14 protein-coding genes are annotated in these 13763 nt (G+C 71.0%); 4 read left to right on the top strand and 10 right to left on the bottom strand.

The window, feature by feature from the left end; translation table 11 throughout:
* Window positions 1-140: 140 nt before the first annotated feature.
* The 4 genes from CXR44_RS14785 to purD form a co-directional block, all read right to left on the bottom strand.
* Window positions 141-1430 carry a GTP cyclohydrolase IIa gene (locus CXR44_RS14785; protein ID WP_101786568.1) on the bottom strand — a complete coding sequence of 430 codons (1290 nt, stop codon included), beginning with the start codon at window positions 1428-1430 and terminating at the stop codon, window positions 141-143.
* Window positions 1431-1631: 201 nt separating this feature from the next.
* Entirely contained in the window at window positions 1632-2897 is a 1266-nt protein-coding gene (gene murA, locus CXR44_RS14780) for a UDP-N-acetylglucosamine 1-carboxyvinyltransferase (RefSeq protein ID WP_101786567.1), read from the bottom strand.
* 78 nt (window positions 2898-2975) lie between these two features.
* Window positions 2976-3812, bottom strand: coding sequence for a phosphoribosylaminoimidazolesuccinocarboxamide synthase (locus CXR44_RS14775; protein ID WP_101786566.1), 837 nt, complete (start codon window positions 3810-3812; stop codon window positions 2976-2978).
* Window positions 3809-5119: a phosphoribosylamine--glycine ligase gene (purD, locus tag CXR44_RS14770; protein WP_101786565.1), complete on the bottom strand. Its 1311-nt coding sequence runs from the start codon at window positions 5117-5119 to the stop codon at window positions 3809-3811. The genes CXR44_RS14775 and purD overlap by 4 nt, the downstream gene beginning before the upstream one ends.
* Window positions 5120-5468: 349 nt before the next feature.
* Between purD and corA the strand changes: the two genes are divergently transcribed.
* Window positions 5469-6524, top strand: coding sequence for a magnesium/cobalt transporter CorA (gene corA / locus CXR44_RS14765; RefSeq protein WP_245899149.1), 1056 nt, complete (start codon window positions 5469-5471; stop codon window positions 6522-6524).
* 46 nt (window positions 6525-6570) lie between these two features.
* On the opposite strand, the gene CXR44_RS14760 is transcribed toward corA, so the two are convergent.
* The 3 genes from CXR44_RS14760 to CXR44_RS14750 form a co-directional block, all read right to left on the bottom strand.
* Window positions 6571-6924, bottom strand: coding sequence for a hypothetical protein (locus CXR44_RS14760; RefSeq protein ID WP_101786563.1), 354 nt, complete (start codon window positions 6922-6924; stop codon window positions 6571-6573).
* Entirely contained in the window at window positions 6921-7376 is a 456-nt protein-coding gene (locus CXR44_RS14755) for a hypothetical protein (protein WP_219601797.1), read from the bottom strand. The genes CXR44_RS14760 and CXR44_RS14755 overlap by 4 nt, the downstream gene beginning before the upstream one ends.
* A gap of 296 nt (window positions 7377-7672) precedes the next feature.
* Window positions 7673-8578 carry a glycerophosphodiester phosphodiesterase family protein gene (locus tag CXR44_RS14750; protein WP_101786561.1) on the bottom strand — a complete coding sequence of 302 codons (906 nt, stop codon included), beginning with the start codon at window positions 8576-8578 and terminating at the stop codon, window positions 7673-7675.
* 204 nt (window positions 8579-8782) lie between these two features.
* Here CXR44_RS14750 and CXR44_RS14745 point away from each other — a divergent pair, with 204 nt between their 5' ends.
* Window positions 8783-9430: a GNAT family N-acetyltransferase gene (locus CXR44_RS14745; RefSeq protein ID WP_144069963.1), complete on the top strand. Its 648-nt coding sequence runs from the start codon at window positions 8783-8785 to the stop codon at window positions 9428-9430.
* A 159-nt stretch (window positions 9431-9589) separates the two neighbouring features.
* On the opposite strand, the gene CXR44_RS14740 is transcribed toward CXR44_RS14745, so the two are convergent.
* The 3 genes from CXR44_RS14740 to fbaA all read right to left on the bottom strand — a co-directional run bounded on the left by CXR44_RS14740 (window position 9590) and on the right by fbaA (window position 12440).
* Window positions 9590-10873 (bottom strand): adenylosuccinate synthase, encoded by a 1284-nt coding sequence (locus CXR44_RS14740; RefSeq protein WP_101786560.1) that lies wholly within the window; start codon window positions 10871-10873, stop codon window positions 9590-9592.
* 99 nt (window positions 10874-10972) lie between these two features.
* On the bottom strand, window positions 10973-11383 hold the full coding sequence (locus tag CXR44_RS14735; protein ID WP_219601796.1) for a DUF3151 domain-containing protein: 411 nt from the start codon (window positions 11381-11383) through the stop codon (window positions 10973-10975).
* Between the two features lie 34 nt (window positions 11384-11417).
* Complete coding sequence (gene fbaA / locus CXR44_RS14730) at window positions 11418-12440, bottom strand: class II fructose-bisphosphate aldolase (RefSeq protein ID WP_101786558.1); 1023 nt, start codon at window positions 12438-12440, stop codon at window positions 11418-11420.
* 156 nt (window positions 12441-12596) lie between these two features.
* On the opposite strand from fbaA, the gene CXR44_RS14725 reads away from it, so the two are divergent.
* Both CXR44_RS14725 and CXR44_RS14720 read left to right on the top strand, forming a co-directional pair.
* Window positions 12597-13310, top strand: a complete 714-nt coding sequence (locus CXR44_RS14725) for a DedA family protein (RefSeq protein ID WP_245899147.1) — start codon at window positions 12597-12599, stop codon at window positions 13308-13310.
* Between the two features lie 31 nt (window positions 13311-13341).
* Window positions 13342-13761 carry a hypothetical protein gene (locus CXR44_RS14720; RefSeq protein WP_144069962.1) on the top strand — a complete coding sequence of 140 codons (420 nt, stop codon included), beginning with the start codon at window positions 13342-13344 and terminating at the stop codon, window positions 13759-13761.
* The last annotated feature ends 2 nt before the right edge of the window (window positions 13762-13763 follow it).

Genomic DNA, 13763 nt, shown 5'->3' with positions numbered 1-13763 from the left:
AAGTCCGGCTGGTTGCAACGAGCCTGTGACCTGGCCTTTCAGGATGGAAATGGCTCAGTGCCCCGAAAGCGCGTGCCGATGCGTACGGCCCGCCGCCCGTGGAAGGGGAAGGAGGGCGGCGGACCTGTACAAGGGGGCGGTCAGCGCGGACCGAGCTTCTCCACGATGAGGCGGTAGAGCTGCCGCGGCCGCCCCGGCTGCGGCGTACGGTTCGGCGGGAGCGGCCACGCGAGTCCCTCGTCAACCAACGTGCGCAGCAACCGCCGAGCCGTACGCGGCGTCACCCCGAGCATCTTGCCCGCGCCCTCCGCGTCGACGACCGTGTCTCCACCCTCCAGCTTGGCCGCCAGCCGGGCCAGCACCTCCACGCCCTTGGGCTTGAGCGCCGTGGCGCCCGTGGGAGGCATCCTGGGAGCCGGGATGAGGGCTCGGCCCTCCCGGTCCACGGCGAACCCCTGGGCCTGCTTGCCCGCCTGCGTGCGTGCCAGCGCGGCCCGTGCGTGCGCCTCCGCGTCGTGCGTCGTCCGTCCCATCCCCACACCCACCTCGACCGCCAGCCCCAGCTCGTCGCGGATCCTGGACGCGAACGGCAGCACCCTGAAGCCGTCGGTGGCCGCCGCGACCGAGCCCCTGGTCGCCATCACCAGGTAGCTGTGGTCGTCGATGGGCCAGACGGTCGCGTTGATGCGGTTCGCCTCCTGGACGAGCAGCCGGTGCAGCGACAGCCGAAGCTCGTCGCGCCAGTAGCGCGGCGCGGCGCGGCGCACCGGCTCGCGCAGCGTCGGGACCTCCACCAGCACCACCGTGAGCTGCGACTCCTCCAGCCGGTGGTGGGCGCCCAGCAGCGCCGCCGTGTGCAGCGCTGTGCGCACCGCCGCCGACGTGGGCCTGATCCTGATGGCCGGCACGCCCGCCGCCTGCAGGCGGTCGGCGACCGCCGGCAGGCACGTCAGCGCGCCCGTGGTGGCGCCCTGGCGGGCCAGCCGCTCGTGGTAGGCCGCGATCGTCCCGGTGGCTCCGGGTTCGTCGCGGCTGTGCACGTCCCCGGCGGGGATGCCGAGGTCGGTGTACGCCTCCTCGACGTCGGCTCGGGACACCACGTCGACGCTGACCCGTTGCGGGTCGATGCGCGGATCCAGCGCGGCCTTCGCCAGCGCGGCGACCAGGGCGGCGCCGCCGAGCTGCACGTAGGTCGCGGGCATCGTCAGCACGCCGGAACGCCTGGCCAGGTCATAGGGGACCGGGCTGGCGAACAGGCACGCGTCGACGCCGGGACCGAGCCGCGTCACCTTGTCGGGCGCCTCCTGCTCATCGCGGTAGGCGGCCGCCACGAGGCGACAGGGCAGAGGCGCCGCGGCGTGCCCCATCAACATGACGCGCTCGACCAGATCGTGGGGTCCGACCACGCCGATAGTGAGGTCCGGTGTCATAGCGCTCGGGCGTGACACTCGTGTTGATTCTTCGGCCCTCTCGACCAATGTTCGTCCCATCCTGCCGTAAGTTGCAGTGCTCTCTTTTGGAACGATCGCTCGCGAGGGCCGTAATGTCACGCCCGACTTTTCCGGAAAGTCGGCGGTCCCGACGGGGCTAGAAGGAGTATGAGCAGCTCAGGAGGGATTTCCCGGTGATTTTCAACCCGCAGAAATCTCTCGTGTAATGTCCGCTCCAAGAGCCCGCATTCGCTCGGCGAGATGCGCGTGCCCGCGGTCGATGAGGTATCCCGACTCGATGACCGTCTCGCCCTTCGCGGCGAGTCCGGCGAGCACCAATGCGATGCCCGACCGCAGATCGTGCGCGGTGACCCGCGTGCCCGTCAGCGGGGTGGCGCCGCGCACGATCGCCCGGCTGCCCTCCACCGCCACGTCGGCGCCCATCTTGTTCAGCTCGCCGGCCAGCGCGAACCGGCCGTCGAAGATGCGCTCGTGGATGTAGCTGTGGCCGTCGGCCAGGGCCGCGACCGTCATCATCGGCGACTGCAGGTCGGTCGCGAAGCCGGGGTAGGTGTCGGTGATGATGTTGATCGGCCGCAGCGGGCGGTCGCAGTGCACGTTCAGCACGGCGCCCTGGCGGGCGAAGTCGACGCCCATCTGCTCCAGCTTGTAGCGGACCACCCCGAGGTCGAGGCCGGTGCCGACGAGGCTCACCTCGCCCTGCGTGATCGCCGCCGCCATCGCGAAGACGCCCGCGTCGAGCCGGTCGGGCATCACGGTGTGCTCGACGGCGTGGAGCTCCTCCACGCCCTCCACGGTGATGAACCCGGTGCCGCCGCCGCTGATGCGCGCGCCCATCTTGGTGAGCATGTCGATGACGTCGAGCACCTCCGGCTCCAGCGCGGCGTTCTCGATCACGGTCGTGCCGCGGGCCAGCGCGCCGGCCATGATGAGGTTCTCGGTGCCGGTGTGGGAGGGGGTGTCGAGGTAGAGGGTGGCGCCGGTCAGGCCGGACGCCTTGACGTGGATGACGGTCTCACCCTCGTCGACGACCGCGCCGAGCCGCTTGTAGCCGAGGTAGTGGAAGTCGAGGTTGCGGCTGCCGAGGTTGCAGCCGCCGACGCCCTCGACGATCGCCTCGCCGAGCCGGTGCAGCAGCGCGGGCGTGAAGAGCACCGAGCCGCGGAAGCGCCGGGCGATCTCGGCCGGCAGGACGGGGCTGTGCAGCCGCGAGGCGTCGATGACCAGCGTGCGCTCGGCCTCGTGCAGCTCGACCTGCGCGCCCACGGCCTCGGCGAGCTCGACCGCGCGGCGGACGTCCTCGATGATCGGGACGTTTCGCAGCACGGTGCGGCCCTTCGGGACGAGCAGCGCGGCGCCGATCATGGGCAGCACGGCGTTCTTCGCGCCCTGGATGAAGGCGGTTCCACGCAGGGCGTTGCCACCGCGCACGCGGTAACGGACCATTCGTGCGGCTCCTCGGAAGTATCAGTCGGCCTTAGACCGGGCCAACAGTAGCCGCTCGCACCCCCTGCCCCAGCCGAATCATCCGCTAAAGGAAGTGCCCGTAATCCGTTCGTAGGCCTCGAGATAACGCTGCCTCGTCTGCTCGACCACCTTGTCCGGCAACCGGGGCGGCGGGGTTCCGGAGGATTTGTCCCATCCGGATTCGGGCGAGGTCAGCCAATCCCGTACAAATTGCTTGTCAAAGGAGGGCTGCGGGCGCCCGGGGCGCCACTCGTCGGCCGGCCAGAACCGCGACGAGTCCGGCGTCAGGACCTCGTCGCCGAGCGTCAGCACCCCGTCGGAGTCCCGGCCCAGCTCGATCTTGGTGTCGGCCAGGATGATGCCCCGCTCGCGGGCGATCTCGGCCCCACGCGTGTAGACGGCGAGGGTGATGCGGCGCAACTCCTCGGCGGTCTCCTCGCCGACCTCGGCCACCACCCGCTCGAACGGGATCGGCTCGTCGTGCGATCCCACCGGGGCCTTCGTCGACGGCGTGAAGATCGGCTCGGGCAGCCGGGACCCGTCGTCCAGGCCCTCCGGCAGCCGGACGCCCGACACCATCCCGTCACGCCGGTAGTCGGCCAGCCCCGACCCGGCCAGGTAGCCGCGCGCCACGCACTCGACCGGCACCATCCGCAGCGGCCTGCACAGCATGCTGCGCGCGTCGGGCCCCGGCCCGGCGATGTGGTGGGGGACCACGTCGGCCAGCCGCTCGAACCACCACAGCGAAAGCTGCGTCAGGATGGCCCCCTTGTCGGGGATGCCGGGCTCCAGCACGTGGTCGAACGCCGAGATCCGGTCGGAGGCGACCACCAGCAGCAGGCCGTCGTCGGTCTCGTAGAGGTCGCGGACCTTCCCGGAGTGCAGATGCTTCATCGTGCGATGTCCGTCCGTGCGGTGTCGGTCCGTGCGGTGTCGGTCCGTGGGGCGTCAGGCCGTGCGGTGTCGGTCCGTGCGGTGTCGGTCCGTGCGATGTCGGTCCGGTGGAAGGAGCCGCGCAGCTCGATCCGCGACACCAGCTCGTAGGCGTGGCGCCGCGCGCTCTCCTGGTCGGGCCCGGTGCCGACCACCCCGAGCACCCGCCCGCCGTCGGAGAGCACCTCGCCGTCCACCCGCCTGGTGCCCGCGTGGATCACGTACGCGTGCTCGGTCGGCTCCAGCCCCTTGATCACGTCGCCCTTGACCGGCGCCTCGGGGTAGTTCTCGGCCGCGACCACGACGATCACCGCGGACCCCGGCCGGAACGCGGGGGGAGCCTGCTCGCCCAGCGTGCCCGTCGCGCAGGCCGCCAGCAGCCCTGCGAGCGGCGTCTCCAGCCGGTCGAGCAGCACCTGCGCCTCCGGGTCGCCGAAACGCGCGTTGAACTCGACGACCTTCGGCCCCTTCGCCGTCAGCGCCAGCCCCACGTAGAGGACGCCCTGGTAGGGCAGGCCGCGCCGGGCCAGCTCGCCGATCGTCGGATGCACGACCTCGCGCATGACCTGCTCGGTCAGCTCCTCGGGAGCCCACGGCAGCGGCGTGTAGGCGCCCATGCCGCCGGTGTTGGGGCCCTCGTCGCCGTCGTAGGCGCGCTTGAAGTCCTGGGCCGGCTGCAGCGCCACCGCGGTGCCGCCGTCGCACAGCGCGAACAGCGACACCTCCGGGCCGTCGAGGAACTCCTCGATCACCACCCGCTCGCAGGCCCGCGCGTGCTCCAGCGCCACCTCGCGGTCGCCGGTGACCACCACGCCCTTGCCGGCGGCCAGCCCGTCGTCCTTGACCACGTACGGCGCGCCGAACTCGTCGAGGGCGGCGGCCGCCTCCTCCTCGGTCACGCACACCCTGGCCCGCGCCGTCGGCACGCCGGCCGCCGCCATGACGTCCTTGGCGAAGGCCTTGGACCCCTCGATCATCGCCGCGTCACGCGACGGGCCGAAGCACGCGATCCCCGCGGCCCGCACCGCGTCGGCGACCCCGGCGACCAGCGGAGCCTCGGGCCCCACGACGACGAGGTCGGCCCCCAGCCGCGTCGCCAGGCCGGCCACCTGCCCGGGGTCGGTGGGCGTCACGGCGTGCACGGTCGCGATCTCCTCGATGCCCGGGTTTCCGGGGGCACAGTGGAGCTCGACGACCTGCGGGTCGAGCTTGAGTGAACGGCACAGGGCGTGCTCACGCCCTCCGGATCCGATGACTAGAACGCGCACGCGCCCTATTCTCGCAGCTCTCGGCGATCGGCACCCCCGTGGGTCACCGGCCGCCCGGGGTTACCAGGTTGACTTCAGGTTCCTGTGGTAAGTTGGTGCGGCTGTATGGCGTCTCATCATGATTGGAGGTGGTCCGGTATGAAACCTGGTGATCCCAGCAGTACGTGCTCGCGCACGTACGCCGCACATACCCCCGACCACTCCAATCCGGCAGCCTGATCGTGCCTCCACGCCTTTGTGTTGATTGAGGTGACCTTTCGTCGCGCGTGGAGCGTGCCAGGTCGGGCGGGAAGGGACCGCCATGCGCTCGTCCACGCTTTTCCGTCGCATCAACCGTCACCCTGTCCAGGTGCACGCCGCCCGTCAGCTCCCCAAGCCTGAGCCGGTCGTCCGCGTGCCCGCCAGCATCGTCGAGTACGGCGCCTACATCGACGGCAAGAAGGCCGACCCCGTCGGCATCCCCGAGTCGCTGCGCCTGGTCCGTGAGCACAACGCCGTGTCCGGCGACTCCAGCGCCTTCCTCTGGGTCGGGTTGCACGAGCCCGAGGCGCCCGAGGTCGAATGGCTCGCCGAGGTGTTCGGCCTGCACCCGCTGGCCGTCGAGGACGCCGTCAAAGCCCACCAGCGCCCCAAGGTCGAGCGCTACGGCGATTCCCTGTTCATGGTGCTCAAGACCATCGCCTACCTCGACCACGACGAGCTGACGGCCTCCAGCGAGATCATCGCGACGGGCGAGATCATGGTGTTCCTGGGCGCCGACTTCGTGGTGACCGTCCGCCACGGCGAGCACTGCCCCCTCACCGAGGTGCGTGAGCGCCTGGAGGACCGGCCCGAGCTGATGCTGCGCGGCGCCGCCGGCGTCCTGCACGCCATCGCCGACCACGTCGTCGACCGCTACCTGCAGGTGGCCGACCTCATGCAGCTGGAGCTGGAGGAGGTCGAGGCCACCGTCTTCGCCGACGTCAGCTCCCGCGACATCAACCGGATCTACCAGCTCAAGCGCGAGATGCTGGAGCTCAAGCGTGCGGTCACACCGCTCCAGAGCCCGCTGTCCGCGCTGCCCCAGCGCCGCGTCATCCCGTCGGAGATGCGCGAGTACTTCCGCGACGTCGGCGACCACCTCTCCCGGGTGTGCGAGCAGGTCGAGTCGTCGAACGAGCTGTGCAGCTCCATCCTCCAGGCCGCCCTGGCCCGTTCGAACGCCCTGGCCAACGAGGACATGCGCAAGATCTCGTCCTGGGTCGCCATCCTGGCCGTCCCCACGATGATCGCCGGCATCTACGGGATGAACTTCGACTTCATGCCCGAGACCAAGCAGGTCTGGGGCTACCCGGCGGTCCTGGCCGTCATGATCACCGCCTGCCTGCTCCTCCACCGCGGCTTCCGCCGCAACGGCTGGCTCTGACCCCCGGCCCACCGCCACCGGCCTGCCGCACCCCCGAGGACACCGGTCACTCGGTGTCCTTGGGGTGGCGGGGCGAGGCGTAGACGAGATGGACGGTTCGGCGAGGCTCGTCGATGAGATAGCGCACCCGGCCGCCCGCGGTGACCTCGTACTCCCACTGCGGGTACTCACGACCGCCCAGCGTCCCGGTGGCAAGACGTCCACGTAGTCGGTGCTGCCGGTCGGGGTCCTCCTGCGACAGCGGATCAGTGCGCAGCGCCTCGAAGCAGCGCCGGGTGTTGCTCGCAGCCTCTGCGCACAGGTCGATCCATCCCTTGGCCGCCTCGCCGGTGGCGAACCGCAGGTGCCACTCGTCGCCGACGGGTGGTGGGGGCACGGCGTCGCCGCGCTTGGGGCTCACGGCGCGGTCACCTCGCCGTGGTCCTCCTCCGGCAGCGAACGGGTGAGCTGCTCGGTCAACACGGGGTCGGCCAGGATGCGGGCGGTGGCACGCCACTCGACGATGACCCGGTGCAACGTGGCATGGACGTCGAGGTCGACCGCGTCCCGTGTGGCGTCGACGAGTTCCTGCACGAACTCCCGCGTCTCCTCTTCGGTGAGGTGCCGCACCCAGGGAAAGACCGCGGGCAGGGTGTGCAGGACGGCGAGCGCGCCCTCGTCGCTGGCCAGCAGTGCGGCGATCATGCGGGCGGCGATGTCCGCCGTCTCCTCACGCTGACGGTCGTACCGAGCTGTGGAGAGGAACAGGTCCTCTCCGTCGCGGCGCTTGACGTGCACACGGTGGAACCGCTCGGCCGTCGCGGCGACCTGCTTGGAGTGCTTCGACAGATCGGAGAACTGGATGGTCGGCATGGTCACAGCTCATCGTACTTCGGAATACATTCCGAAGTGAAGGCGCTCCTGGTCGAGTCTCCGGGTGAAGGACGCGGGGGGAGCGGGGTGGGAACAAAGGGGGAGCGCCTGTGGTTACATGACTCGTGGCCGGTGTGCCCAGTGTCCCCGGGCCTCACCTATCGCCTTCGCGGACTACCGTTCGGCTGGAGCCGCGTTGTGCCACTCGCCGAGAGGCGACACGCACACCGGTACGCACCTGTGGACGAGGGCCCCGCCAGACCCGGCGGGGCCCTCGCCGTGTGTTCGGCGGAGTGTCAGACGGTGACCGGCCGTAGGGGGGTCACCGGGTCGGGGAGGGGGAGGCCGCGGTCGCGCCACAGGTCGCGCATGCGGTCGGGGTAGTCGGTGACGATGCCCGTCACCCCGAGGTCCAGCATGCGCGCGCCGAGCGCCGGGTCGTTGACCGTCCACACGGCCACGTCCAGGCCCGCCGCGGCCGCCTGGGCCATCAGCGGCTCGTCCACCATGACGTGCTCGGGCGACAGCGTGGTGGCGCCGGCGTCTCGGGCGGCGGCCGGGATGTCGGCGCCCAGGTCGTCGTGCCAGTGCAGGGTGTCGAGCTCGATCAGCGCGAAGCGGGGCGTGCCCGGCGCCATGGCGGCCGCGTGGCCGACGATCCGCCAGTCGAAGCTCAGGATCGCCGCGTTGTCCAGCCGGCCGTGCCGTTCGAGCTCCTCCACGACGAGCCCGGTGAACAGCTCCGGGTCGGCGGTCAGCTCGGGACGGGTGGGGTCGGACTTGAGCTCCACGTGCAGCCGCACGCCGTCGGCCTCGTAGGCGTTGACCAGCCCGAGGACCGCGCCGAGCGTCGGCATCCGGGTCTCGGGCATCGGCAGCTGGGTGGGGGCGAAGGGGTCGTCCGGCCGGCGCGGCAGGCGGACCCCCACGTCGAGGGTGCGCAGCTGCGCGAGGGTGAGGGAGTTGATGGGCTTGCCGACGTACGGGAAGCTCGGGTCGTCCGGCCGTACCGGCCGCGTGTCGGCGCTCGTCACGGACGAGACCGTGAGATCGTGCGTGAGCACGAGCCGCCGGTCGGCGGTGAGCGCGACGTCCAGCTCCAGCGCGTGCACGCCGAGCTCCATCGTGCGGATCAGACCTGGCAGCGTGTTCTCGGGCCAAAGGCCTCTCGCACCCCGATGACCGTGTATCTCAACGCGCACACCGGGACCCTACCCTGGCGCCCGTCCCGCGCGGTGAGTCGCCACGCCGCGCCCTTTTTGTGGGTGTACGTCCGAGAAGGCGGTCGGCAGCGGCATCGCGGCGATATGTCCGGTATCGGGATATGTGGGATGGCGAGGCGGGCTTTGCCGGACAGACACCCCTTGCATGGATTGATGTCATATCGCTGCCCTACGCTGATCGCCATGACGCAGGCTGTCAGAACCGTCCGGCCCGAGACCGTGCGGGCGTGGGTGGACGGCTGGGTGATCTCCCGCGGCACCCCGGGGCCGGTGCGCGAGCCGTGGGGCCTGCGCGTCGACGTCGGCCTCCGCGACCACCTGGCCCGGCACATCGTCCCGGCGCCCACCCCGGCGACGCTGCGCCACCTGACGGCCGTGGTCGACACCCCCGGGACATGGCTGAAGCTGTGCGCCCCGGCCGAGGCCGTCGAGCGCTGGCTGCCGCCGTCGTGGGTGGTGCAGGAGCCGGAGTTCATGATGACGGCCGAGCTGGAGGAGACGCCGGTGGCGGCCCCGCCGGGCTACACGCTGGCCGTCACCACCCGCGCCGGCGTCACGGTCGCCCGGCTCCTCACGCACGCCGGCGAGATGGCCGCCCGGGGCCAGATGGCCGTCGCGGGCGCCACGGCCGTCGTGGACCAGGTCGAGACGGCCCACCACCATCGGCGGCGCGGCCTGGGCACGATCGTCATGAAGGCCCTGGCCGCGCACGCCGCCGCGGGCGGGGCGGGCACGGGGGTCCTGGTGGCCACCCCGGCCGGCCGCTCGCTCTACGAGACGCTCGGGTGGTGCGTCCACACGCCGATGACGGCCGCCGTCCTCACGGCCTGACGGCGATGCCGACCCGGCGGCGGTCCGACGGCGACGGAGGACTGACGGCGATGGCGGCCTGGCGACAGCGGTCCGACGGCGAATGGCGGCCCGATGGCGACGGCGGTCCGACGGCGACGGCGGTCCCGCGGCTACTGCGGCCTGACGGCGGTCCCGCGGTCAGGTGAGCGGGCGCAGCACCAGCGTGGCGTCCCGTGCCGGGCCGACGCCGACGGCGGAGATCGGGGCCCCGCTCATCTCCTCCAGCGCCCGCACGTACGCCTGCGCGTTCGGCGGCAGGTCGTCGAACGTCTTGGCGCCCGTGATGTCCTCCTGCCAGCCCGGGAACTCCTCGTACACCGGCTTGGCGTGGTGGAAGTCGGTCTGCGTCATCGGGATCTCCTCATGACGCACCCCGTCCACCTCGTACGCCACGCACACCGGGATCCGCTCCAGGCCGGACAGCACGTCCAGCTTGGTCAGGAAGTAGTCGGTGACGCCGTTGATCCGGGTGGCGTAGCGCGCGATGACCGCGTCGAACCAGCCGGTGCGGCGGTTGCGGCCCGTCGTCGTGCCGAACTCGGCGCCCGTCTGCCGCAGCCACTCGCCCATGTCGTCGGTCAGCTCCGTCGGGAACGGGCCCGAGCCGACGCGGGTCGTGTACGCCTTGAGGATGCCGATCACCTTCGACAGCCGCGTCGGCGGGATGCCGGACCCGGCGCAGGCGCCGCCCGAGGTCGGCGAGGAGGAGGTGACGAACGGGTAGGTGCCGTGGTCGATGTCCAGCAGCGTGCCCTGACCGCCCTCCAGCAGCACGAACTTGCCCTCGTCCAGCGCCTTGCTCAGCACCAGCGACGTGTCGGCGATGTGCGGGCGCAGCCGCTCGGCGTAGCCCAGGTACTCCTCCACGACCGCGGCGGCGTCGATGCCGCGCCGGTTGTAGACCTTGGTCAGCACCTGGTTCTTCTCGGTCAGCGCCACCTCGATCTTCTTGGCCAGGATGCCGGGGTCGAGCAGGTCCTGCACCCGCACGCCCATCCGGTAGATCTTGTCGCCGTACGCGGGGCCGATGCCCCGGCCGGTCGTGCCGATCTTGGCCTTGCCGAGGTAGCGCTCGCTGACCTTGTCCAGCGCCCGGTGGTGGGGCATGATCAGGTGCGCGTTGGCCGAGATCAGCAGCCGTTCGGCGGAGATGCCGCGGGCGGCGAGCCCGTCGATCTCCTCCAGCAGCACGCGCGGATCGATGACCACGCCGTTGCCGATCACCGGCACCACGTCGGGCGACAGGATTCCCGTGGGCAGCAGGTGGAGCGCGTACTTCTGGTCGCCGATGACCACGGTGTGGCCCGCGTTGTTGCCACCCTGGTAGCGGACGACGTAGTCGACGTCGCCACCGAGCAGGTCGGTGGCCTTGCCCTTGCCCTCATCGCCCCACTGGGCGCCCACGAGAACGACAGCCGGCATGGTTCTAGTCTCCCGAGCACAAAAGTAAACCCCTGGCGCAAGCGCGACAGGGGCTCTTGCGTGCAGAGACTACCCGACTGTGCCTGTCTGTCCCAAGGGCTAGTCTCCCGCCAGTGCGTCATAGGCGGCCTGGTCGCTGTCCCGGAGGAACTGCACGCACCGCTCGGCCTCGTCCTTCTCGCCGATGGACTGTGCGGCCCTGGCCAGGGCGTACAGGCAGCGCAGGAAGCCGCGGTTGGGCTCGTGCGCCCACGGGATCGGCCCGTGTCCCTTCCAGCCGCTGCGGCGCAGCTGGTCGAGCCCGCGGTGGTAGCCGGTGCGGGCGAAGGCGTAGGAGGTGACCGCGTGGCCCTGCGCGAAGTACTCCTCAGCGAGCGCCGCCCACGCCGCCGGGTAGGCGGGGAAGCGGGCGGCCACGTCGGAGGCCTTGGCACCGGATTCGAGCGCCTCCCTGGCCTCGGGCAGATCCGGCAGGTGGGTCGGGGGCGGCCCGGCGAGAAGGTTGTCCATAGGACAAGTCATACCCGCCGGGCCCCGAGCATGGCTAGGAGATCTTCGTCCCGGCGCTCTTGAGGTGCTCGCACGCCTCGCGCACGCGGGTGGCCATCCCGGCCTCGGCCGCCTTGCCGTACGAGCGGGGGTCGTAGGTCTTCTTGTTGCCGACGTCGCCGTCGACCTTCAGCACGCCGTCGTAGTTGCGGAAGATGTGGTCGGCGATCGGCCGGGTGAAGGCGTACTGGGTGTCGGTGTCGATGTTCATCTTGACGACGCCGTAGGAGATCGCCTCGTGGATCTCCTCCAGCGACGAGCCGGAACCGCCGTGGAAGACCAGGTCGAACGGCTTGTCCTTGCCGTGCTTGGCGCCGACGGCCTCCTGGATGTCCTTCAGCACGCTCGGCCGCAGCTTGACGTGGCCGGGCTTGTAGACGCCGTGCACGTTGCCGAACGTGGCCGCCAGCATGTAGCGGCCCCGGTCACCGAGCCCCACCGCCTCGGCCGTGGCCAGCGCGTCGTCGGTGGTGGTGTAGAGCTTCTCGTTGATCTCGCCGACGACGCCGTCCTCCTCGCCGCCGACGACGCCGATCTCCATCTCCATGATGATCCGGGCGCGGGCGCACTTGTCGAGCAGCTCCTGGGCGATCTCCAGGTTCTCCTCCAGGGGTACGGCCGAGCCGTCCCACATGTGCGACTGGAACAGCGGGTCGAGACCCTTGGCCACCCGTTCGAGGGAGATCTCGACGAGCGGCCGCATGAAGCCGTCCAGCTTGTCCTTCGGACAGTGGTCGGTGTGCAGCGCCACCGTCACCGGGTACTTGGCGGCCACCACGCGCGCGTACTCCGCCAGTGCCGTCGCGCCCGTCACCATGTCCTTGACCGAGGCGCCCGACAGGAACTCCGCGCCACCGGTGGACACCTGGACGATGCCGTCGCTCTCGGCCTCGGCGAAGCCGCGCAACGCGGCGTTGAGGGTCTGGGAGGAGGTGACATTGATGGCCGGGTAGGCGAATCCGCCCGACTTGGCCCGGTCGAGCATCTCGGCGTACACCTCTGGAGTGGCTATCGGCATGATTCGTCTCCCTGTGAAGTAAGGCTCCGCGCAGCCAGTATCCCCGTCCGGTACCCCGCGTGGTAGAGACAACGCCCGTCGGCATGCCCCCCGGCACCTGCCGTGACCACCCGCGCGCCGACTGGCCGTCACTGTCCGTGCAGGTAGTCTCACCTTGTGGATTGGTTGCTGAATGTCCTCGACCCGACGTGGTGGCTCACCGTCCTCGGCGCGTTCGCGACGGTCGGCGTCCTGGCCATCGTCTTCGCCGAGACGGGTCTGCTCCTCGGCTTCTTCCTGCCGGGCGACTCGCTCCTGGTGGCCGCGGGGATCTTCAGTTCGGCGTCCGTGGCGTACGGCATGGGCATCGAGCCGCTCTCCTTCCCGGTGCTGGTGCTCGGCACGCCGCTGTGCGCGATCGCGGGCGCCCAGCTGGGCCACTTCCTGGGGGCCCGCTTCGGGCGCAGGATGTTCGACAAGCCCGAGTCGCGGCTGTTCAGGCGGGAGCACGTCGACCGGGCCGAGGAGTTCTTCGAGAAGTTCGGGCCCGCCAAGGCCGTGGTGCTGGCCAGGTTCGTGCCGATCGTCCGCACGTTCATGAACCCGGTGGCCGGCGTGCTGGAGATGACCACGAGGCGCTTCTTCGTGTGGAACGTCGTCGGCGGCGTGGTCTGGACCGAGAGCCTGCTCGTGCTCGGCCACCACCTCGGCAACCGGGTCGACCCCAGGCGGATCGACGGCTACATCCTGCCCGGGGTCCTGCTCATCGTGCTCGTCTCGCTGATCCCGATCTTCGCCGAGGTCGTCAAGCGCCGCCGCCGGGCGTCCCGGGCCGTCCTCGTGCCGACCGGCGAGCACCACCGCCTCCCGGCCGGCCCCGAGGGCCCCTAGCGGAGGCCGCTCGCGCGGTACCCTCCCGTGTGTGGGACGCCACAGGTCAGATCCGATGGGCCTCGCCCGCCTCGCGCTCGCCGTCCTGGCCGTCGCGGTGGTGGTGACGCTCCTGGTCGTCGGCGGGCGTGCGCTGCTGGCGTCGCGCGGCACGGCGGACCAGCCGCAGGCCCGCATCGCCACCGCGCAAACCCCTTCGGCCGGCGCGCAGGTGCCGACGGTCCGCATCGAGTGCGTGGCCGACACCTGCCCGCTCGTCACGGTCCGCGTGCCGGGCGGTGACGTGCTGCACCACCGTGACATGAGCCGGGGCGAGGAGGTCCGCTACTTCGAGCCCGAGCTCGACGTGGTGCTCACCGACGCCGCCACGGTCCGCGTCACCGAGAACGGCACGCCGCGCCCCCAGGGCGACTCGGGCGAACGCGAGGCGTTCACCGTCCGCGGCTCCTGACG

Origin of the sequence: Nonomuraea indica (assembly GCF_002850745.1) — a bacterium.
Taxonomy (GTDB): Bacteria; Actinomycetota; Actinomycetes; order Streptosporangiales; family Streptosporangiaceae; genus Nonomuraea; species Nonomuraea indica.
This window is presented reverse-complemented; position numbering and strand designations above follow the sequence as displayed.

Coding starts and splice junctions, on each gene's coding strand:
- CXR44_RS14785 (WP_101786568.1), bottom strand. CDS start 1,430: ATGACACCGGACCTCACTATCGGCGTGGTCGGACCCCACGATCTGGTC.
- murA (WP_101786567.1), bottom strand. CDS start 2,897: ATGGTCCGTTACCGCGTGCGCGGTGGCAACGCCCTGCGTGGAACCGCC.
- CXR44_RS14735 (WP_219601796.1), bottom strand. CDS start 11,383: ATGGACAACCTTCTCGCCGGGCCGCCCCCGACCCACCTGCCGGATCTG.
- CXR44_RS14755 (WP_219601797.1), bottom strand. CDS start 7,376: ATGCCGACCATCCAGTTCTCCGATCTGTCGAAGCACTCCAAGCAGGTC.
- fbaA (WP_101786558.1), bottom strand. CDS start 12,440: ATGCCGATAGCCACTCCAGAGGTGTACGCCGAGATGCTCGACCGGGCC.
- CXR44_RS14740 (WP_101786560.1), bottom strand. CDS start 10,873: ATGCCGGCTGTCGTTCTCGTGGGCGCCCAGTGGGGCGATGAGGGCAAG.
- CXR44_RS14775 (WP_101786566.1), bottom strand. CDS start 3,812: ATGAAGCATCTGCACTCCGGGAAGGTCCGCGACCTCTACGAGACCGAC.
- CXR44_RS14745 (WP_144069963.1), top strand. CDS start 8,783: ATGACGCAGGCTGTCAGAACCGTCCGGCCCGAGACCGTGCGGGCGTGG.